The 20,829-nt window shown below is 62.4% G+C and carries 17 protein-coding genes; 8 read left to right on the top strand and 9 right to left on the bottom strand.

Annotated elements, in window-relative coordinates:
- Positions 1–5: 5 nt before the first annotated feature.
- The 4 genes from CP49_RS20250 to CP49_RS20265 all read right to left on the bottom strand — a co-directional run bounded on the left by CP49_RS20250 (position 6) and on the right by CP49_RS20265 (position 3,672).
- Positions 6–698, bottom strand: coding sequence for an amino acid ABC transporter permease (locus CP49_RS20250; protein ID WP_057852027.1), 693 nt, complete (start codon positions 696–698; stop codon positions 6–8).
- Between the two features lie 2 nt (positions 699–700).
- The gene (locus CP49_RS20255) at positions 701–1,432 is read right to left on the bottom strand and encodes an amino acid ABC transporter permease (protein WP_057851980.1); all 732 of its coding nucleotides are present in this window, start codon (positions 1,430–1,432) and stop codon (positions 701–703) included.
- Between the two features lie 245 nt (positions 1,433–1,677).
- A complete protein-coding gene (locus CP49_RS20260; protein WP_156438536.1) occupies positions 1,678–2,529 on the bottom strand; it encodes an amino acid ABC transporter substrate-binding protein in 852 nt (283 codons plus the stop codon).
- A gap of 102 nt (positions 2,530–2,631) precedes the next feature.
- The gene (locus CP49_RS20265; RefSeq protein WP_063791727.1) at positions 2,632–3,672 is read right to left on the bottom strand and encodes a LysR family transcriptional regulator; all 1,041 of its coding nucleotides are present in this window, start codon (positions 3,670–3,672) and stop codon (positions 2,632–2,634) included.
- Between the two features lie 344 nt (positions 3,673–4,016).
- Here CP49_RS20265 and CP49_RS20270 point away from each other — a divergent pair, with 344 nt between their 5' ends.
- The 4 genes from CP49_RS20270 (at position 4,017) to CP49_RS20285 (ending at position 8,696) form a co-directional block, all read left to right on the top strand.
- Positions 4,017–5,276: an FAD-dependent oxidoreductase gene (locus CP49_RS20270; protein ID WP_057851982.1), complete on the top strand. Its 1,260-nt coding sequence runs from the start codon at positions 4,017–4,019 to the stop codon at positions 5,274–5,276.
- A gap of 281 nt (positions 5,277–5,557) precedes the next feature.
- Positions 5,558–6,529, top strand: coding sequence for a Bug family tripartite tricarboxylate transporter substrate binding protein (locus CP49_RS20275; protein WP_057851983.1), 972 nt, complete (start codon positions 5,558–5,560; stop codon positions 6,527–6,529).
- A 165-nt stretch (positions 6,530–6,694) separates the two neighbouring features.
- Positions 6,695–7,180 (top strand): tripartite tricarboxylate transporter TctB family protein, encoded by a 486-nt coding sequence (locus CP49_RS20280; RefSeq protein WP_057851984.1) that lies wholly within the window; start codon positions 6,695–6,697, stop codon positions 7,178–7,180.
- Between the two features lie 7 nt (positions 7,181–7,187).
- On the top strand, positions 7,188–8,696 hold the full coding sequence (locus CP49_RS20285; RefSeq protein WP_057851985.1) for a tripartite tricarboxylate transporter permease: 1,509 nt from the start codon (positions 7,188–7,190) through the stop codon (positions 8,694–8,696).
- 7 nt (positions 8,697–8,703) lie between these two features.
- On the opposite strand, the gene CP49_RS20290 is transcribed toward CP49_RS20285, so the two are convergent.
- Positions 8,704–10,089: a M20 family metallopeptidase gene (locus tag CP49_RS20290; RefSeq protein ID WP_057851986.1), complete on the bottom strand. Its 1,386-nt coding sequence runs from the start codon at positions 10,087–10,089 to the stop codon at positions 8,704–8,706.
- Positions 10,090–10,231: 142 nt separating this feature from the next.
- Between CP49_RS20290 and CP49_RS20295 the strand changes: the two genes are divergently transcribed.
- Positions 10,232–11,620: an LLM class flavin-dependent oxidoreductase gene (locus tag CP49_RS20295; RefSeq protein WP_057851987.1), complete on the top strand. Its 1,389-nt coding sequence runs from the start codon at positions 10,232–10,234 to the stop codon at positions 11,618–11,620.
- A 154-nt stretch (positions 11,621–11,774) separates the two neighbouring features.
- Here the strand turns inward: CP49_RS20295 and CP49_RS20300 are convergent, their stop codons facing one another.
- Both CP49_RS20300 and CP49_RS20305 read right to left on the bottom strand, forming a co-directional pair.
- Entirely contained in the window at positions 11,775–13,439 is a 1,665-nt protein-coding gene (locus tag CP49_RS20300) for a thiamine pyrophosphate-binding protein (RefSeq protein WP_057851988.1), read from the bottom strand.
- Between the two features lie 429 nt (positions 13,440–13,868).
- A complete protein-coding gene (locus CP49_RS20305) occupies positions 13,869–14,789 on the bottom strand; it encodes a LysR family transcriptional regulator (protein ID WP_057851989.1) in 921 nt (306 codons plus the stop codon).
- A gap of 135 nt (positions 14,790–14,924) precedes the next feature.
- On the opposite strand from CP49_RS20305, the gene CP49_RS20310 reads away from it, so the two are divergent.
- The 3 genes from CP49_RS20310 (at position 14,925) to CP49_RS20325 (ending at position 18,659) form a co-directional block, all read left to right on the top strand.
- Entirely contained in the window at positions 14,925–15,887 is a 963-nt protein-coding gene (locus CP49_RS20310) for a tripartite tricarboxylate transporter substrate-binding protein (RefSeq protein WP_057851990.1), read from the top strand.
- 38 nt (positions 15,888–15,925) lie between these two features.
- Positions 15,926–17,086 (top strand): mandelate racemase/muconate lactonizing enzyme family protein, encoded by a 1,161-nt coding sequence (locus CP49_RS20315; protein ID WP_057851991.1) that lies wholly within the window; start codon positions 15,926–15,928, stop codon positions 17,084–17,086.
- Positions 17,087–18,167: 1,081 nt separating this feature from the next.
- Entirely contained in the window at positions 18,168–18,659 is a 492-nt protein-coding gene (locus CP49_RS20325; RefSeq protein ID WP_057852028.1) for a peptidoglycan-binding domain-containing protein, read from the top strand.
- A 317-nt stretch (positions 18,660–18,976) separates the two neighbouring features.
- Here CP49_RS20325 and CP49_RS20330 read toward each other — a convergent pair whose 3' ends face one another.
- Entirely contained in the window at positions 18,977–19,492 is a 516-nt protein-coding gene (locus tag CP49_RS20330) for a GFA family protein (protein ID WP_245310771.1), read from the bottom strand.
- 173 nt (positions 19,493–19,665) lie between these two features.
- A complete protein-coding gene (locus CP49_RS20335; protein ID WP_057851993.1) occupies positions 19,666–20,790 on the bottom strand; it encodes an alkene reductase in 1,125 nt (374 codons plus the stop codon).
- Between the last annotated feature and the right edge of the window lie 39 nt (positions 20,791–20,829).

The raw sequence follows: 20,829 nt of genomic DNA on the forward strand, positions 1-20,829 counted from the left end.
GGGTCTCACCGTACAATAGCAATGCGTGCCTGCAGGCGCCGGACGCCGTAGGACGCGACACAGGAAATCGCGAAATAGACCGCAGCCGCAAACAGGTACATCTCGACCAGCCGTCCGTCGCGCTGCGCCACCTTGCTGGCGGCGCCGAGGAAATCCGGGATCGACAGCACGTAGACCAGCGAGGTGTCCTGGAACAGCACGATGGTTTGCGTGAGCAGTACCGGCAACATGTTGCGGAACGCCTGCGGCAGCACGATGTAGCGCATGGACTGAGCGTAGGTCAGGCCCAGCGCGCTTGCCGCCGCCGGCTGTCCTTTTGAGATGGACTGGATGCCGGCGCGCATGATCTCGGAGAAGTACGCTGCCTCGAACATGATGAAGGTGACGAGCGACGAGGTGAACGCGCCGACGCGAATGGGCCGCGACGCGCCCGTCAACCACTGGCCGATATAGGGCACCAGGAAATAGAACCAGAAGATCACCAGCACCAAAGGCAGCGAGCGCATGAAGTCGACATAGAGCCCGGCGATGCTGCCGAGCAGCCGGTAGCTCGACAGCCGCATCAGCGCAATCAGCGTGCCGAAGACCAGGCCGCCCAGCGCGGACAGCCCCGTCAGCATCAGCGTGAAGCTCATGCCGTCGAGAAAGAGATACGGCAGCGAGCGGCGGATGACGTCGAAATCGAGATTATCGAACATGGTCATTTCCCCGCGATGTAGCCGGGGATCGCCAGGCTGCGTTCGAGGAAGCGCATGCCGGTGACGACGACGATGTTGATCGCGAGATACATCACGGTTGCGGCGGTGAAGGCCTCGAACACCTGGAACGAGAACTCCTGCATCGCCCGCGCCTGGCCGGTCAGCTCGATCAGGCCGATGGTGATCGCCACCGAGGTGTTCTTGATGGTGTTGAGGAATTCGGATGTGAGCGGCGGCAGGATGATACGGAACGCGATTGGCAGCAGCACGTAGCGATAGCCTTGCCCTGTCGTCAGCCCAAGCGCTGTTGCCGCCTGCTTCTGCCCGCGCGGGAGCGAGGCAATGCCGGCGGCAAGCTGGACGGCGACGCGCGCCGACATGAACAGCCCGACCCCGATCGCCGCCGTCCAGAACGGCGCATTGGGGAGTTGCTTCATCCAGAGCCCTGCGGCGCGCGGCAGCAGTTCGGGCAGCACGAAGAACCAGAGAAAGAGCTGCACCAGGAGCGGCATATTGCGAAAGAATTCGACGTAGGCGAAGCCGATCCAGGATGCCGTCTTCGATGGCAGGCTGCGCAGGATGCCGATGATGGTGCCGAAAATGAGCGCGATGACCCAGGCCAGCAACGCGGTCTTGATGGTCAGCAGCAATCCCGACACCAGCATGTCGAGATAGGTGCCGGCCCCGGTCGGGTTCGGCTCGAAGAAGATGTGCCAGTTCCAGTTGTAGTTCACGAAGCACCCTGCCCGAAAACGGCGGTAAAGTCCTTGGTCATTAGCGCTTATGCAAAAGTCCGGCCATTCTGCATTTCAAAATGGCCGGACTATCGACTTTCACCCCTCATCCTGAGGAGTCGCGCATAGCGCGGCGTCTCGAAGGATAGAGGCCCGAGTGAGGCCTCATGGTTCGCCCGGCGATGCGGAGCATCGTCCGGAGACGGCGCGTGCGCGCCTCCTCACCATGAGGGTCAGCACATCACTTACTTATACGAATCCGGATCCGGCGAATCCGACGGCTTCGCGAACTCGTTCTTCAGCTCGGCGCTGATCGGCACGTTGAGGTTCAGCCCCTTGGGCGGAATCTTCTGCATGAACCACTTGTCGTAGATCTTCTGGCCCTCGCCGCCGGTGTAGAGCGCCGCGGTCGCTGCATCGACCACCTTCTTGAACGCAGGATCGTCCTTGCGCAGCATGATGCCGTAGGGCTCGGGCTTGGAGAACGCATCCTTGGAGATGACGTAGTCGCCCGGCGCTTTCGAGCCGGCGACCAGGCTTGCCAGCAGGATGTCGTCCATCACGAACGCCACCGCGCGATCAGTCTCCACCATCAGGAATGCCTCGGCGTGATCCTTGGCCGGGATGATGTTGATGTTGAGGCTGCGCGCCGCATTCGCTTCGGTGAGCTGCTTGATATTGGTGGTGCCGGCGGTGGACACCACCGACTTACCCTTGAGTTCGTCGATCGAATTGATCTTGCTCGCCTTCTTGGTGACGTAGCGGCTCGCAGTCAGGAAGTGGGTGTTGGTGTAGGAAATCTGCTTCTGGCGTTCGACGTTGTTGGTGGTCGAGCCGCATTCGAGATCGATGGTGCCGTTGGCGAGCAGCGGGATGCGGGTCGACGACGTCACCGGATTGAGCTTGACCTCGAGCTTGTCGAGCTTGAGCTCTTTCTTCACGGCATCGACGATCTTGTAACAGATGTCCATGGCGTAGCCGATCGGCTTCTGGTTGTCGTCGAGATAGGAGAACGGAATCGACGAGTCGCGGAAGCCGAGCGTGATGGCGCCGGTATCCTTGATGTTCTTCAACGTCCCGGTGAGTTCCTGCGCCATTGCCGGTCCGGTGCACAAAGCGCCGGCAAGCAGACAGCCGATAATCTGACTATGTTTCACGTAACTCTCCCTCCAAAGGTTGCAGATGATTGCTCATCCGCTCTAACTCAGCGACTTGCCGGGCCGTTTGGCCGGCGGTCTCGAACCTGTCTTTGCAAGACCGCCCCCGGCGTGCCCGGCACTATACCTGCACAATTCGGACCAAAACAGATTTAGCGGCCGCTGGCTATTCATCCGATCGCGAAATGCGACTAAGGATAAAGGCAACGCCCATTTGTCGCCGCCGATCGGGGTGAGCCGCTTCCGGCCGGAAGCCGCGACAGTGCCCTCCGTTAACCAAGCCACGCCGCGTCCGCCGAGCGCCATGCCGCACAGAACGTCGGACATGTCGCTTTCGATCACTCGCACCCCGACAATGGGGGTGTTCTCCAGTATGAGATCGACCAGCCGGGCGAAATAGACGCCGGGCGAATACATCAAAAGGGGCACAGGATGTGACGTCCGCCCGGGCAGCGACGCGCCGCCCTTGGCCACCAGCCCTTCGCTGGCATAGGGCCGCAAAAATTCGGTGCCGAGGGTCACGCGTTCGTAGCGGTCCGGATCGAGATGGATCGGCTGCTGGGCGTGGTGGTAGCAGATCATCAGGTCCACGTTGTCGGAGACCAGCGAGGTGACGAGATCGTGGATGTTGCCGACGACCACCGAACAGCTCAATCGCCGCTCCTGCGACCAGACCTGCCACCAATGCGGCAGCCGTGCGGTCGCCATCGCGAACGGCAAGGCGATGCGGATATGTTCGTTGCGGCGAAGCGGCTTGCCGCCGAGTTCGACGCGGCTGTCGAGCATCTGCCGCAGCAACTCGCCGGCATGCTCGCGGAAGCGCTCGCCTTGCGGCGTGAGCTGCGTCGGGTAGACGCTGCGGTCGATCAGGTCGAAACCGAGCCAGGCCTCAAGCGACTTGATCCGGCGGCTGAACGCGGCCTGGGACGTATTTCGCTTTTCCGCCGCGCGCGTGAAATTGCCGGTCTCGGCCACCATCAGAAAATCCTGAAGCCAGCGCAGCTCCATCATGCTCCCCGTCTTGCAGGCGATGGAAGCGTCACGGCGACGGTTGCCGCCTTGATAGCCGCTTTGAGGCCGCATGCGGCCGCGGACGCCAACCGGCGCTGGTTCTCGATGCGAAATGTGAAGCCCCATGCCGGCAAAACTAGCGGATCGGCCTGCGGGATGACCAATGCAAGCTTTGCATCAGCTCGGCTTGTCGACGCCGCTCCAGCCATCCTCGTTAATCCTCGCACCGTCGTCTGGGCCATTCCGCATTGGCCTCTTATTAGCCTGCCACGCGGGAAGGGGGTTATGCAAATTTTGCATCATGCAGACTTGGCATCAATGGCAGCCCCCAAGCGCCGTAACCTGGTGAGCGATAAGCCTTCGACCGATCGGCCCTCGCGCGTCCGATCGGAAGATCACCAGGACGAGACCTGAAAATGAAAATCTGTGTACTTGGCGCCGGCGTCATCGGACTGACGACCGCATGGTGCCTTGCCGAAGCCGGGCACGACGTCGTCATTGTCGACCGGCATGCTTCCACCGCGAAAGACGCCAGCGCCGCCAATGGCGGCCAGCTCTCTTACGCGTTCGTGGCGCCGCTGGCGTCGCCGGCGACATTGCTCAAGCTGCCATCGCTATTGCTGTCGCCGGATTCGCCGATGCGCATTCGCGCCGGCCTCGATCCGTCCTTGATTTCCTGGGGCGCGCGCTTCCTGCTCGCCTGCCGGCCGGCAGCCGTACGCGAGACCATTGCGGCGCAGCTCGCGCTGGCCGCTTTGAGCCGGGGCGAGCTGGCGCGGCTGACGCAAACCCTGTGCCTGTCGTTCGGACTGCGGACCGCCGGCAAGCTCGTGATCTACCGCTCGGCAGGGGAATTCAAGGCGGCATGCCGTGCTGTTGTCGCGTCCGGCGAGGAGGACGGTCAGCAGATCCTGACCGCGGCCGAATGCCTCGCGCTGGAGCCGGCGCTCAGACTAGAGGCAGATAAGCTTGCCGGCGGCATCTTTACCGCTTCCGAGCAAGTCGGCGATTGCGCCGCGTTCTGCGCGGCGTTGACGGTCTGCCTGAGGCAGCGAAGCAACGTCGAATGGCTGCTCGATACGCCAATTGTCGGGCCGGTTCGTTCCGGCGGCCGGCTGGCCGCCATCGATACCGGCAAGGGGCAGGTGCAGGCGGACCATTTCGTTTTGTGCATGGGCGCAGCATCGGGCGCGTTTGCGAGCGCATGCGGGTTTTATCTGCCGATCTATCCGCTCAAGGGCTACAGTATCACCCTGACGCCGACACCGGATGCGCACACTATCAGACACAGCGTCACGGACATGGAGCGCAAGCTGGTATTCGCCCCGCTCGCGCGCGGTGGGCGGGCAGCGATAAGGGTTGCCGGCATCGCCGATCTCGAAAGCGACACGACACTCGATGCCGGACGCGTCGATATACTCCGCCGCGCGTCGGCGGAGCTACTCGGCATCGACGCTGCCGGCGACATCGAGCCCTGGTGCGGGCTGCGTCCCATGACGCCGGACAGCCGGCCGATCATCGACTGGTCGCCGCTGGACGGGCTGTTCATCAACGCAGGCCACGGCATGCTCGGCTGGACGCTGGCCTGCGGCAGCGCGCGGCTGGCGGCGGACACGATCGAGCGCAAGCGTCCGGGCACCGAGAGCGGGGCGTTTGCCCTGCGGCGCGCGGCATAGCCGCGATAAGCGTTTGCGAACGAATGGAGCCGGCCCATCCGGGCCGGTCCATACCGTATGGCCCCAAACATCCCGCGGCGCAGCGGCAGCCAAATTCCGTATCTCGGGATGCCGTGGCAGACCAATTGTCGCAGATGTCATTTCCAGCCGGTTGCGGCGCAGGCGGCGCGAACAGCCCCAGGTCAATAAGCTTTTCTTCCAGGCCGATTTCAGGGAAGATCAGGCACAGTAAAGAAAAAACGCGCCTCGCCATCAATAGAGGCCGCCGGGGAGGATTTGATATGGTTCGACGCAGCCGTCTGACGATCGCTGTCGCTGCCATCGGCATGCTGATATCCGCAGCCGCCGGCGCGCAGGAATATCCCACCAAGCCGATCACGCTGATCGTCCCATGGCCGGCGGGCGGCTCGACCGACATCTCGATGCGCGCGATTGCCGAAAGCGCTTCCAAGGTGCTTGGACAGCCGATTGCCATCGACAACAAGGCCGGCGGTAGCGGCACCGTCGGCCCCGCCACCATGGCGGCGGGCGCCAAGCCCGACGGCTACACCATCGCACAGATTCCGATCACCGTGTTCCGCCTGCCCTTGATGCAGGAAGTCTCGTGGAATCCGGACAAGGACTTCACCTACATCGTTCACCTCACCGGCTATACGTTCGGCGTTACCACCAGCGCCGAGTCGCCCTTCAAAACCTGGAAGGACGTCGTCGATTACGCCAAGCAGAATCCCGGCAAGGTGACTTATGCGACGCCGGGCGCCGGCACATCGCTGCATATCGGCATGGAGCAGATCGCGTCCATGGCCGGCATCAAGCTCACCCAGGTGCCCTTCAAGGGCGGTGCGGAAACCAACGCCGCGGTGCTGGGACAGCACACCATGCTCCAGGCGGATTCAACGGGCTGGCGGCCGCTGGTCGACGCCGGCAAGCTGCGGCTGCTGATGGTGTGGACCGCGGCGCGCTCGCCGAATTATCCCGACGTGCCGACGCTGAAGGAACTCGGCTATCCCATGGTCTACGACTCGCCGTTCGGCATAGCCGGACCGAAGGGCATGGACCCGAAGATCGTCGCCAAGCTGCATGACGCCTTCAAGAAGGCGCTGGAAGATCCGGCCGTGATCGCGACGCTGGCCAAATTCGATATGGTGCCCAGTTACAAGAGCACCGAGGACTACAAGAGGTTCGTCGTCGAGGTCACCGAGTCTGAGCGCAAGGTGGTCGACAAGCTCGGTCTGGCGAAGAAGACGAACTGAGACTTTCCGCGAGTGATGACGTCATCCTGAGGTGCGCGCTCTTGCGCGCCTCGAAGGATGGACACGGGCACCGTCGCCCTTCGAGGGCTGCGCTGCGCTCCGCCGCCTCCAGCGACAACGGCGAAGCCGTTGCGCGGGGGTGACGGTGGTCTGAGGGTGTTACACATGAATGATCAATCCAACGTCAAAATCCGCCTCAACAATTCCGAGCTGTGGGGTGGGCTGATCGGGCTTGCGCTCGGTGGTTTTGTGATCTGGTCCGGGCTCAAGTTGAAGCTCGGCACCATCAATGATCCCGGCTCCGGCTTCGTGCTGTTCTATACCGGCATCCTGATGTGCCTGTTCGCCACCTCGATCATCATCGCCGCGATGACCGAGGGCGGGCCGACGTTTGGCTCGCGATGGGTGAACACGCGCTGGACCAAGCCGCTGCTGGTGATCGTCTGCCTCGTCGCTTTTTCCTTCGCCCTCAACCCGCTCGGCTTTCTGCTGTCCGCAATTCCGCTGATGTTGCTGCTGCTACGCGTGGTCGATCCGGTCCGCTGGTCGCTGGCCATTCCGATTGCGCTGCTGGTTCCGCTTGGCATGTGGTGGATCCTCAAACGCCTGCTCCTGATCCAGTTGCCCTCCGGCATCTTCGAAATCGGCTGATCGCACCATGGACACACTCGTCAATGTCGCCCATGGCCTCGGCGTCGCGCTTCAACCCGTCAACCTGATCTACTGCTTCATCGGCGTGTTCATCGGTACGCTGGTCGGCGTGCTGCCCGGCATCGGTCCGATCTCGGCGATGTCGCTGCTATTGCCGATCACGCTGTCGGGAACGCCGGAATCCGGCATTATCATGATGGCCGGCATCTATTACGGCTCGATGTATGGCGGCTCGACCACATCGATATTGGTCAACATTCCCGGCGAGGCCGCCTCCGTTGTCACCTGCATCGACGGCCACCAGATGGCCAAGCAGGGCCGCGCCGGCCCGGCGCTCGGCATCTCCGCCTTCGGTTCGTTCTTCGCCGGTACTTTCGCGCTGATCGCGCTGATGCTGGTGGCACCGAAACTCGCCAGCGTCGCGATCGCGTTCGGACCAGCCGAATATTTCAGCCTGATGGTGCTCGGGCTCGTGGTGCTGACCTTCCTGACGCAGGGCTCGATGGCGAAGGCATTGTTGATGGCCTGCATCGGCGTCGTGCTCGGCGTGGTCGGGCTCGACAGCATCACCGCGCAACCGCGCCTGACCTTCGGCCGGATCGAGTTGATCGACGGCATCGGCCTCGTCCCCGTGGTCATGGGTCTGTTCGGCGTCGCCGAAGTGCTGCTCAATACCGAGCAGGTCATCAAACGCGACGTCATCAACACCAAGATCACGCACCTGCTTCCAAGCAGGGAGGACTGGAAAGCCAGCGCCGGCCCGATGTCGCGCGGAACGGTCCTTGGATTTTTCCTCGGCACCCTGCCCGGCGGCGGCGCGGTGATCTCCTCGTTCGCGTCCTATGCGCTCGAGAAGCGGCTGTCCAAAACGCCGGAACGGTTCGGCCATGGCGCGATCGAGGGCGTCGCCGGTCCCGAAGCCGCCAACAACGCGGCGGCCGGCGGCGCCTTCATTCCACTGATGACGCTCGGCATTCCGCCGAATGTGGTGATGGCGCTGTTGCTCGGCGCCTTCGTCATTCACGGCCTACAGCCCGGTCCGTTGATGATCACGCAGAACCCCGGCCTGTTCTGGGGCATCGTCGCCAGCATGTATATCGGCAATCTGATGCTACTGGTGCTCAACCTGCCGATGATCGGGATGTGGGTTCAGCTTCTCAAGCTGCCCTACAACATCCTGTTTCCGCTGATCATCCTGTTCACCATCATCGGCGTCTATTGCTCCAGCAACAACGTGTTCGACGTCTACGTGATGATCGCATTCGGCGTGATCGGCTATTTCATGCGCAAGCTTGGCTACGAGCCGGCGCCGCTGGTGCTGGCTTTCGTGCTGGGGCCGATGCTGGAGAACAATCTGCGCAAGTCGCTGATCCTGTCGCAGGGCGATCTCATGACCTTCGTGCAGCGGCCGATCTCGGCTATCTGCCTGGCGTTTGCCTTCGTGCTGCTCGTCGCGCCGCTGCTACCGGCGCTGCGCAAGAAGCGCGAACTGGTCGCGCTGGACGAAGAGGTGTGAGCCGCAGCTAAAACGCCCACTTCATCTCGCCGAGATCCCAGAACAACCCTGCCATGATGGCAAGCGCCTCTTCGGTCACGGGCAGAAGAATATGTTCGTCCGGCGCATGCTGCGAGCAGCCGGGATAGGAATGCGGCACCCAGATCGTCGGTAGCCCCAGCCCATCGGCAAACACGTCGTTGGGCAGCGAGCCGCCGAAATTCGGCAGGATCGCAGGCGCCTTGCCCGTGGTCTTCAGGATCGAGTCCGCCGTCCAGTTCACCCAGGGACTGTCGACGTCGGTGCGCGAGGCGGCGAAGCGCTGCGCGCCGCTGACCTCCACCATCGGAAAACCGTTGGCATGCAAATGCGTACGCACGGCGTCGACGACCTCTTCATATCGGGTGCCGACGACGAAGCGAAGCTGCAGCACGGCATTGGCGTGTCCGGGAATGGCGTTGGCCGGCTTCTCGATATTGCCTGATGACATCGCCAGCACCTCCAGCGTGTTCCAGGCAAACAGCCGCTCCGCCGGCGATAATCCCTCCTCGCCCCAGCCGGGCGCCAGCGCCGGTTCGTCCGCGGTCGGCTCGATCTTTACATCCGCAAGCGCCGCGCGTACGGCGTTCGAAATCCGCGGCGGCCTGAGCGCGTCGAGTTTCATCCGCCCCTTGCCGTCGACAAGGCTCGCAATGGCGTTGGCAAGGATCGTCGCGGGGTTGGCAAGTACCCCGCCCCAATTGCCGGAATGGTGCCCGCCCTCGCGTAAGTTGACATCGAGATGGATGCGGTTGCCGCCGCGGCAGCCGAGGAAGATGGTGGGCCGGTCGGCCGAAAGCCGCGGCCCGTCCGAGGCCAGGAATAGATCGGCCTTCAGCTCCTCGCGATGAGCCTCGCACACCTGCCGCAGATCGGGCGAGCCGATCTCCTCGCCGGTCTCGACGATGAACTTGGCATTGAAACCGAGCTTGCCACCGCGGGTCTGGCGCACCGCGCGCAGCGCCGAGATGTTGATGCTGTGCTGCCCCTTGTTGTCGGCCGTACCGCGGCCGTAGACGCGGTCACCTCTTATCGTGGTCTTCCAGGGATCGAGGTTGTCGCGCCACTCGCCGACCATGCCGTCGACGACGTCGCCGTGGCCGTAAGTGAGCACGGTCGGCCGTGCAGGATCCTCAATATACTCGGCCACCAGATAGGGACCTCCACCGATCGGCGACTCGATCAGTCGGGTCTTGAAATCGAGTTCGGCCAGCGCGGGCTCGAGATTCTCAGTAAGATATGCGCGCAGCGCATCGCCACGGCCGGAACTCTGGCTTTCGGTCTGGTAGCCGACCCGTTGATCAAGTTCGCGAAGGAATTCGCCCGACCGGAAGTGCTCGCGCACCCGCGCAATTGCGTCGGCTCTCTCAGCCATGAATTTTTCCTTTCGCTGGGCTTTATCGATGCAGCTATTCTGCCAGCCTAATTATCGGGATACGCTGCCTGCCGGAAGTGGCACGATCGCGCGGAGCTCTGCTAAAATGCAATAGCCATGCCACCATTGGAAGGCGCCAATCATGACAAAGCAAATCCGGCTCAATGCCTTCGCCATGAACTGCGTGGCGCATCAATCGCCGGGGCTCTGGACCCATCCGCGCGACCGCACTCTCGGCTACAACCGACTGCCCTATTGGCTCGATCTGGCGAAAACGCTGGAGCGTGGCCGGTTCGACGGACTGTTTCTCGCCGACGTGCTCGGCGTCTATGACGTGTTCGGCAGCAGCCCGGACGCCGCGCTGCGCAACGCCGCACAGACGCCGGCCAACGAGCCGCTGATGCTGATTCCGGCGATGGCGGCGGTCACGCAAAATCTCGGCTTCGGCGTCACCAGCAATCTCTCGTTCGAGCCGCCCTATCCGTTTGCGCGGAGAATGTCGACGCTCGATCACCTGACCGAGGGCCGCATCGGCTGGAACGTGGTGACCGGCTATCTCGACAGCGCGGCCCGCGGCGCCGGCAAGGACAGGCAGGCCGCGCATGACGACCGCTACGATATCGCCGATGAATATATGGAGCTGGTCTACAAGCTCTGGGAAGGAAGCTGGGAGGACGACGCCGTGCTGCGCGACCGCACGCGCGGCATTTTCGCCGATCCTTCCAAGGTGCATCGCATTGAGCATGAAGGGACCAACTACAGGCTCAGCGCGATCCACCTGAGCGAGCCGTCGCCGCAGCGCACGCCGGTGCTGTACCAGGCCGGCACCTCGCCGCGCGGACGGCAGTTCGCGGCGCAACACGCCGAATGCGTGTTCATGTCGGGCCCGTCGGCCAAGATCATCGGGCCACGCGTGGCGGCGATCCGCGCGCTGGCGAAGGAAATCGGCCGCAACCCGGCCGAGATCCTGATGTTCTCCATGATGACGATCATTCTCGGCCGCACCGAGGCCGAGGCGAAAGCAAAATACGCCGACTATCGCGCGCACATCGCCCCCGAGGGCGCGCTGGCCTTGATGTCGGGCTGGATGGGTGTCGATTTCTCGAGCTACGACCTCGACCAGCAGGTGCGCCACATCCAGAACGATGCCGGTCGCACCGCCCTCGACAACGTCACGCGTGCCGATCCTGATAGGGTCTGGACCGTGCGCGAGGTCGTCGAGCATGTCGGCATCGGCGGCGCCGGCCCCGTCGTGGTCGGCACGCCCGAAAAGGTCGCCGACGATATCGAGGCCTGGTTCGAAGAGACCGATGTCGACGGCCTCAACGTTGCGTTCGCCACCTCACCCGGCGATTTCGAGGACATCGCCGATATGCTGGTGCCCGAACTGACGACGCGGGGGCGGTACAAGAGCGAGTATGCAGAGGGGACGCTGCGAGAGAAGCTGTTCGGCAAGGGCCGAGCGCAGCTGACTGAGCAGCATCCGGCGAGCCGGTATCGCCCGCACCGTGCGGCGAAGGCGGCGGAATAATCGCACACTCATGGTTCCGTCATCCTGAGGCGCTCGCGCAGCGAGCCTCGAAGGATGAACGGCCACCAGCCGAGCTGTCGCCCTTCGAGACGGCCGCGTTGCGGCCTCCTCAGGGTGACGGGAGAGAGATCGGGCCGATACCGTCAATCGCGTCTCAATTCACCGAATTGCTCACCACGACCTCGATCAGTTTTGCTCCTGGCCGGCTGAATGCGGAGGACAAGACCGATTTGAGCTGGCCGGGATCGGTTACCTTCGTCGCTTCCAATCCGAGCGATTTCGCAAGACTGGTGAAATCCACCGGCGGATCGATGAAGTCCATGCCGACATAGTGATCGTCGCCATGGAAGGCGAGCAGCCGCTGCTTGATGATGCGATAGCCGCCATTGTTGACGATGACGAAGGTCAGCGGCAGCTTGTGGTTGGCCGCCGTCCACAGCGACTGGATCGAATACATAGAGCTGCCGTCGCCGGAGTAACACACGACGGGCCGCTCCGGATTGGCGAGGCTGACGCCGACGGAAGCCGGCAATCCCCAGCCGATGCCGCCCGAGGCCAGCGCGTGATAGCCGTAGCGGTCGCGATGCGGGCGCAGCGCGATGATTTGCCGTGACGACGTCAGCCCCTCATCGACCAGGATCGCATTGTCGGGCATTGCCTCGACCACCTGCAATGCCAGCCAGTCGGGATCGATCGGCGAGGTGTTGGCGTGCTTCGAAATTTGCTCGATCAGCGGCTGGCGCCGCACCGTCCAATTCTTCGACGCCAGCGCGTCCAATCCCTGTCTTGCGCGCGCTTGAAGCGCGCTGCCGCCGGCAGCCTGCAGCGCCGGGACCAGCGCGCGCAGGGCTTCCCTCACGTCAGCTTTGAGCGCGATCTCGGCGCTGTAATTCTTGGCGAGATCCCAATCGACCAGGCCGACCTGCACGATCGAAAGCCCGTCCGGCAGCGGATCGGTCTCGCTGTAAACCGACATCCGCAAGGGATCGCCACCGAGCGCAATGATGAGATCGTAGGGTGACAGCGTGTCGCGCGCGATCTTCTGGATGCGCGCCAGCGCTCCCATGAAACACGGGCTTTCCGACAGGAAATGCGCGCCATAGGGCGTCGACGACTGATACGCCGGGCAGCCCAGCGTTTCCGCCAGTTGCGCCGCCTCCTGCAAGGCGTCGCTTTTGACGATCTCGTCGCCGACGATGATCACCGGCCGCTCCGCCTTGAGGATGCGCGCGGTGAGCGCCTGCAGCGATTCGTCCGACGGTTTGACGCGGGTATCGACCCGGGTCGACCGGCCGAGCTCGATGCCGGCCTCGGAATTGAGAATGTCGCCCGGCAGCGAGATGAACACTGGTCCCGTGGGCGGCGTGGTCGCGATCTTGGCGGCGCGGCGCACAATCCGCGGCAGATCCTCCAGCCGCGTCACCTCGACCGCCCATTTCACCAAGGGCTCCGCCATCCGCACCAGCGGGCCGTAGAGCACCGGCTCGGTGAGGCCGTGGCCCTGCTCCTGCTGGCCGGCGGTCAGGATCAGGGGCGTGCCGGTAAAACTCGCATTGTAAAGTGAGCCCATGGCGTTGCCGAGGCCGGGCGCGACATGAACGTTGCATGCGACGAGCTTGCCCGAGGCGCGGCTGAAACCGTCGGCCATGGCGACGACGAGGCTCTCCTGCATCGCCATCACATAGGTGAGGTCCGGATGGTCTTTCAGCGCGTGCATGATCGGCAGTTCGGTGGTGCCGGGATTGCCGAACAGATGCGTAACGCCCTCGTCCTTCAGCAGCGCCAGGAATGCCGAACGGCCGGTGATCTTGTTCTTCATTTTTCCTCCCGCCCGCCGCTTCGTTGATGTGCGGGGCGGAGGCAGATGACCAAACTTGGCGCGCGTAAGCAATGGATCGCGGTCATGGCTGCTCTGCACAGGCATTTCCGTGTCCCGACGCCGTGCAGCGCGGCAGCGGTACACCGCGGGACCCGGACAAAAAACGCGAAAACAACCCCATGCAAAGTAGAATGGGACCCGGCTCGCAGCACTCAGGCAGCTTGCGTCCGAGGCACGAGATGGTCCGTCGTCACGGCCTCATCCCGCTCTAGACCGTGTACTCATTAAGCGACTGACTGATGTCCGCTCAACCCTCAACAGCGGCGGAATAGCGGACATAGCCCGATGTCGCAAAGGTTCACAGAAGCGGACGCTGGACCGCTTCTTTACCCGTTGGAATGTGCTCCGAACGGCGTGCGCGATACGAGACTATTTAGAGCGACCCGACCGACGCGGTTGAATGCCTTCGGAAGAAGATAGACTCTGAACCAACAATTGCGCCGGTAGGCTCAGGCCTTTCTCACGCACTAAAACGACGAACTGGCGCTTGGCCCATTTATCGCTGAGGGGGATCACCTTGAGCCCTAGCGCCTGCTGAATCGCGCTCGCCTCCTCAGCGGGTACAATCGCCACTGCCAATTGGGCCGCCACGATCCGGTAAGCGGCGTCCACGGTCGAGACCTGGATGCGGTAGCGCATCTGCTTGCCGGCGGCGGCCGCAGCACTGCGCTGGGTCGTCTGCATGATGCTGCGAGCGACGATGTCGACATGCTCGTAGTCAATCGTGTCGACGAAGGAGACAGAACGTTTTCTCGCCAATGGATGGGCGGGATGGACGACTACCGCAAGATGGTCGCGGTGATATGGCAAGGTCCGCAGGCCGCGCATGTCGACGGCGTCCCAACACACTCCGATATCGGCGCGCCCTTCCTCAACGCCGCGCACCACTTCCCAGATTTCGCGTTCCTCCAGGCTGACGCGTACGTCGAGATAGCGTTGCGCGAACAGGCTGATATCTTCCGGCAGGAATTGCGCCACCGCCGATTTACTGCCGAAGACACGCACGTGACCTTGCACTCCCTCGGCAAACGCTCCCAGTTCTGCCTGCATCCGGTCGAGCAATTGCAGCGATTCCCGCGCATAGCGGCACAGCACCTCCCCCGCCGCCGTCACCGCAACGCCGCGCCTGCCGCGTTCGAGCAAGGTGACGCCTGCGGCTTCCTCCATCTGGCTGATGCGCTTGCTCACCGCGGACGGCACGATCGCCTCGCGCCGGGCGGCTGTGGCGATGTTGCGTTCCTCGCAGACCGCGATGAACAGCCGCAACGAAACGGGATCGAAATTTCGCATGGTCTGTCCTGCCGTCAGATTCAGACATCTTAGATGAGAATGTCTGAGGTGAAAATTTACCATTTCTGAGATGGCTGACAAGTCGGCAGTTTCATCTACATTGCGTGGACCAAAAATTGATCCTGGGAGATATTCATGCGTGCGGTTGTGTGTGCTTCTCTGCTGTTCTTGACAGCGTCTGCAGCGATCGCCCAGGATTTCCCCAAGCGGCCCATCACCATGATCGTGCCTTTTGCCGCCGGAGGCCCTACCGACACCGTGGCGCGCGTGACGGCCGAGAACATGGGCCGTCTGCTCGGACAGCAGGTGATTGTCGAGAACGTCGCCGGCGCGGGCGGCACTCTGGGCAGCAATCGGGTCGTCCGTGCTGAGCCCGACGGCTATACGCTTCTACTTCATCATCTCGGACTGGCCACAGCCGTCACGCTGTATCGGAAGCTTCCGTTCGATCCGACCACCGACCTGAAGCCTGTCGGCGTCGTGTCCGATGCCAACATGGCAATCATTGCGCGCCCGGACTACGCCCCGAATACGCTGGCCGAAGTCATTGCAGACATCAAGGCCCGAGGCGATCACGTCACCTTCGCGCATTCGGGCCTGGGTGCGGCGTCGCAGCTTTGCGGTATGCTATTCATGGCGGCTGTTCAGAAGCAGATGAACGTCGTTCCATTCCGCGGAGGCGGCCCGGTTCTTCAGGCGCTGATGGGGAAGCAGATAGATCTTGGGTGCGAACAAGCCACGACCGCCGCGCCGCTGGTCCAGGCCAACAGCGTGAAGTCTTACGCCGTCACCAGCGCCAAGCGGCTGCCATCGATGCCTAACGTGCCCACCTCGGCCGAGGCCGGCCTGCTTGGCATGGAGATCAGCGTTTGGCACGGTATCTATGTGCCGGCGAAAACGCCCGATTCTATCGTGCAGGTGCTAACCAAAGCCTTGGCCGAGGCGCTCAAAAATCCGGCGCTGGCCAGCAGGTTCGCGGATATCGCGACCGATCCGACGCCGGACAAGGCAACGCCGCAAATCCTTCGTGAAACGCTGAAGAGCGAGATTGACCGCTGGCGTCCGATGATCACCGCAGTCGGCCAATACGCCGATTAAGCTTCCGCCCTCCATCCTCCGATACGGACATCCTTCTCATGCGCATTGTCGACATCCGGGAGCGTACCGCTCCGATATCTTCTCCCATCGCCAACGCCTTCATCGACTTTTCGAAGATGACGCTGAGTCTGGTTGCCGTAGTCACCGACGTCATCCGCGATGGCCGGCCAGTCATCGGCTACGGTTTCAACTCGAACGGTCGCTACGGGCAGGGAGGGTTGATCCGCGAGCGTTTCGCGCCGCGCGTGCTGACGGCTGCGCCGGACAGCCTGCTTGACGAAGGTGGCCTTCTGGATCCCGGCAAAATCTGGGCGGCCATGTTCACTAACGAGAAGCCGGGCGGACATGGCGAGCGTTCGGTCGCCATCGGCACGATCGATATGGCGGTGTGGGACGCCGTCGCCAAGATTGCGAGCAAGCCCCTGTTTCGACTCTTGGCGGAACGCGCCAAAGTGCAGGCCAACCCGCGTGTCTTCGTCTATGCGGCCGGCGGTTACTACTATCCAGGCAAGGGCCTCGAAGGCCTGGCAGCGGAGATGCAAGGGTATCTCGACCGCGGCTACACGGTCGTGAAGATGAAGATCGGCGGTGCGCCGCTGGCTGACGACTGCAAGCGCATCGAAACCGTTTTGAAAATGTTACCTGCGGGCTGCAAGCTCGCCGTCGACGCCAACGGCCGCTTCGATCTCGATACTGCGGTGGCTTATGCGAAGGCGCTGCGCCAATACGATCTGTTTTGGTACGAGGAAGCTGGCGATCCGCTGGATTATGAGTTGCAAGCGAAGCTGGCCGAGCACTATCCCGGCCCGATGGCCACCGGCGAAAACCTGTTCTCGATGCAGGATGCCCGCAACCTGATCCGCTACGGCGGCATGCGGCCAGATCGGGACTGGCTGCAGTTCGACTGCGCGCTGAGCTACGGGCTGGTCGAGTATTTGCGCACGCTGGAAATGTTGAAGAGCTACGGCTGGTCGTGGAGCCGCTGCATTCCACACGGCGGACACCAAATGTCGCTCAACATCGCAGCGGGGCTCGGGCTCGGCGGTAATGAATCATATCCCGATCTGTTCCAACCGTATGGGGGATTCCCCGATGGGGTACGGGTGGAAGCCGGGCATATCAACATGCCGGAGCTTCCTGGCATCGGCTTCGAAGGCAAGTCCGACCTGATTACTGAAATGCGAAGCCTAGCGTCGTAAGGAGCCCCGCGAAATATGTAGCCCGCGCCCTTGGTCCGCTTTGGGTCATTCGCGTCGATTTGGCTGGTCCACGGCGACTTCCGGTCTACCCCGGTGAACGGACATTCTCAGGATAGACGGGCACGTCTCAAAGGTGCCATTTGCGGAAGTGCACACGGTTAGCTCGAAGCGAATTGTTAGTGCCGAGACAACGCCAAGACAGTAGGCCGTCCCGAGTAGCGCTTCGGAAAAATCGAGCCGTCAGACTTTTAAGCAAATGTCGTAAGCGGTCACGAACAGCCCTACGGCCTTTCCCAGAATACAGTAGCGACTTTTTATTGAGTTTTAGGGAATCCGTGCCACAACCTTTGCATGAAAATAGCCATTGCAGCGCTCATCCTCGGAGCATTCTTCGGTCTGTCCGCCGTCGTGGGAGGCGACCGTTGGTACTTGATAGGCTTTTCGTACGTTCTCCTCTGGCCTTTGATGTTCGCCTTTGCGATTCTCCCGGGCGTTCTGATTGGCTCCCGCTTGCGGACTTGGCAAGAGTGCGTCGTTCTGACTGAAATAGTTACCTTCGTTGCCACGACCATGCTTGAACGCCCGACCATTGGAAAGTTGCTTCCTTGGGGGACACTACTGGCTATTGTGCACCTCGCCCTTTTCCCGCCAGTTCTGCTTTCGCTTCTCATTGGCTACTTCGGGAGAAAGCAACGGGAACATGGAGATCAAGAATCCGTTTGAGCACTGTCCGCTTCGGGTCAAACCGAGAAGAACTCAGGTGAGCGAATGTCTTCCGAGTTACCCCTGAAAGCGGACATCGCTCAAAACAACCTGCATGTCTCAAAGGGGCCAGAAGCTGACCTCGGCGGCGCCGGCTCTAGACGTCTCTAAGCTCCAAGGGCGATGCGCCGATCCCATGCCCCCGCGTGCAATGCGGCGTAACAATCGGCGCGAGGCTAGGGAACCGTGTGCCGCGGGCAACAGTTACCCCCGCGACGAAGCGGAGTGGCGCCGTCGGACGTTGATAGTTCAGGACGGCGCGGTGTATCTTTACTTTCTAGACCGAACGATCGGCAGACTTGAGGGCGAAGGAAAGGTCATGCGCGCCTTGATCCTAGCATTGTGTATCCTAGCGATCGTCGACAGCGCGCACTTTGCTAAGGCTGGTCTGAGCAGCACGCCTCGCGAAACGTTGGCACCCGCCGAAACGACAATAGCTACCGACGAAGCGACTCAGGAGACCGAGGAACAGATCGGCCTCACCAAGGCAAAGCGTCGTGGAGTGCAACGTGGGCTAACCAAGCTCGGGTTCAAGACCAAGGTCAATGGGAAGTTCGACGAATCGACTCGCGCCGTCATCGCGCGCTGGCAGGAGGAGCACGGCTACCCTACGACTGGCTTTCTCAACGCCGCCCAGCACAGGGTACTAACGGACGCCGCGGCAGAGGCTAGCAAATCTGGCCATCAAGACCGTCGTCGCGCTGGGAGCCGTACTCGCCATTCGCGTGGTGTCGGCGGTCCGATCGGCGCGATCGGCGGCGCGGTGCACGGCGTTGTGGGGGGTGTGGTGGGCGGACTATTCCGCAGGTGACTCGTCCAGCCTCAAGATAGTTGGAAATACGCCTAAGCAGCCTAGCACTTTGTTGGACGGCTGTGACGATCGAATCGCCTAGGGCGAACTCAGGGCATGCGCGTGGCTAGAGGCCGGAGGGTGATGTCGGAGATGGGTCAAGAACGACAAAGCTCAGGGTGAGCATAATAGGTCCGCTTTCGGGTGCATAGCGTCCGACCCGCTCCCTTGGCGCGCCACATTGAGCCGGACTGTCTTGCCGTGATTCAAGCCCCTTATCGCCTTCGTCCAGCTCGCATCCATCCGGCTATGGCTGGCTGCCGTAGTGGACCCACGCTCTAGACCATCCCTTCACGGTCCGCGCGCTTCTTCTTTTTCGAACGCTGCCAGACCACGCCTGGATATCCCTTCAGCGGCACCAGCGGCTCGCCGGTGTAGGCCCATTCCTGCAATTCCTCGATCGCGATGTGATAGAGCGGCTGCCGCCCGGTGCGGCCCGAAAACAGCGCGCGAGGAATGTTGACCATATGCGGCGAGCGCGGACGTTCATAGGCAATGGGCGTGCCGCAGTGCGAGCAGAAACTGCGTATGGTCTTGGTGGCCTCGTCTTCGTACCGCGTGAGGCTGGTTTTGCCCTTGGTGATACGAAAACGCTTGCGCCAGCTTCCGACATAGGTGGCATAGGCCGCGCCGTGGGCGCGGCGGCTTGACGGTGAATGATCGTGCCAGGCCCAGCGCGCCGGCACGTCGATCTCGAAGGCGACCTTGCCGCACAGGCATTGGCCGGTGGCGGGTTTGCCGAGGGATACAGCTTTGGTCTTCTTTTTCTCTTCCAGGTCCGGTTCGGGAAACATTTTCGGGTCCTGCTCTCACGCTCCGTCATTGCGAGGAGCAAAGCGACGACACTCCGTCATTCCGGGATGGTCCGAAGGACCAGACCCGGAATCTCGAGATTCCGGGTTCGATGCTTCGCATCGCCCCGGAATGACGGGTTCACTTTCTACGATTTCACAATGACGCCTGTGGTTCACGCCTGCTCCAGCTCATTGTGCTCCGGATAGTCCGTATATCCTGCCGCATCGCCGCCGTAGAACGTGGCGCGGTTATACGGCGTCAGCGGGAAGCCGCGCTGCAGGCGGCGCGGCAAATCCGGGTTCGAAATGAAGATGCGGCCGAATGCGACCGCGTCGGCATGGCCATTCCGGATCGCGGCATCGGCGGTTTCGCCGGTGAAGCCGCCGGCGGCAATCAGCACGCCTTTCCAGATCGGACGGAACAGCACCATCGCCGACGGCACGTTCTGGTGATTGACCTCGGCGCGGCCGGCGCCGGAGGAACGCGGTTCGATGAAATGCAGATACGCGAGCCCAAGCGGGTTGAGCTGCTCGACAGCATACGTGTAGAGCGGCATCGGATCCGGCTCACCGCTGCCATTGGCAACGCCGTAGGGCGACAGCCGTACGCCGACGCGATCTGCGCCCCAGACCTCGACCACGGCCTTTGTCACTTCCATCAGGAAACGCGTACGGTTCGGGATCGAACCGCCGTACTGATCGGTGCGGAGATTGGTGTGCGACTGCAGAAACTGCTCGATCAGATAGCCGTTGGCACCGTGCACCTCGACACCGTCGAAGCCGGCTTTCAGCGCGTTGGTGGCCGCCTGCCGGTAGGCGTCGACAACACCCGGAATTTCCGACGTCTCAAGCGCCCGCGGCGTCTCGTAGGGCACTGCCTTGCCGTCCGCCGTCCCGGTCTTCAGATCGGCGATCGGCACTGCCGACGGCGCGACCGGCAACGCGCCGCCCGGCTGGAACGAGGAATGCGAAACGCGCCCGACATGCCAGAGCTGCAGAAAAATGATTCCGCCCTTGGCGTGAACGGCATCGACCACCTCGCGCCAGCCTGCGATCTGCTGCTCGGTGTAAATGCCGGGCACGCCGGGGCTGCCGAATCCCGTTTCCATCACCGGCGAAGCTTCAGCGATGAGCAGCCCGCCCGGCGTCGCGCGCTGGGCGTAATATTCCGCATTCAGCGGCCGCGGCGCGAGCGACGGCTTGGTCGCCCGCATGCGCGTCAACGGCGCCAGCGCGAGGCGATGCTTGAGCTGGTATGGACCGACCTTGAGCGGCGAAAACAACGATGGATAATTCATGTCTATTCCGGGACCCCGTGTTGATACGGATATGTAACC

The organism is Bradyrhizobium valentinum (assembly GCF_001440405.1).
GTDB lineage: Bacteria > Pseudomonadota > Alphaproteobacteria > Rhizobiales > Xanthobacteraceae > Bradyrhizobium > Bradyrhizobium valentinum.